The sequence below is a fragment of the Streptomyces sp. NRRL F-5727 genome, assembly GCF_000719555.1.
Classification (GTDB): domain Bacteria; phylum Actinomycetota; class Actinomycetes; order Streptomycetales; family Streptomycetaceae; genus Streptomyces.
The window spans coordinates 1-420 of sequence record NZ_JOGX01000157.1; the positions used below are offsets into that span (position 1 = coordinate 1).

A 420-nucleotide genomic window follows, 5' to 3' on the forward strand; every position below is an offset into this window, starting at 1 on the left:
CGGCCCGGCCGAGATGAGCGAGCACCTGCGCTATCTGGCCCGGCACGCCCGGATCCCGTTGTCGGTGATGCCCAACGCGGGCCTGCCGGTCCTCACCTCCGACGGCGCCCACTACCCGCTGAGCCCGGAGGAACTCGCGGACGCTCAGGAGAGCTTCGTCCGCGACTACGGCCTGTCCCTGGTCGGCGGCTGCTGCGGTACGACCCCCGAGCACCTGCGCCAGGTCGTCGAGCGCGTCCGCGACCTGACGCCCACCCCGCGTGACCCGCGCCCCGAGCCGGGCGCCGCGTCCCTGTACCAGACCGTCCCGTTCCGGCAGGACACCTCCTACCTCGCCATCGGGGAGCGGACGAACGCGAACGGGTCGAAGAAGTTCCGGGAGGCCATGCTGGACGGCCGCTGGGACGACTGTGTGGAGAT

Annotated in this window: 1 protein-coding gene; it reads left to right on the forward strand. The window is 72.1% G+C overall.

Annotated elements, in window-relative coordinates:
• A partial coding sequence (locus tag IF73_RS38415; protein ID WP_037881877.1) for a homocysteine S-methyltransferase family protein occupies positions 1-420 on the forward strand: 420 nt, incomplete at both ends.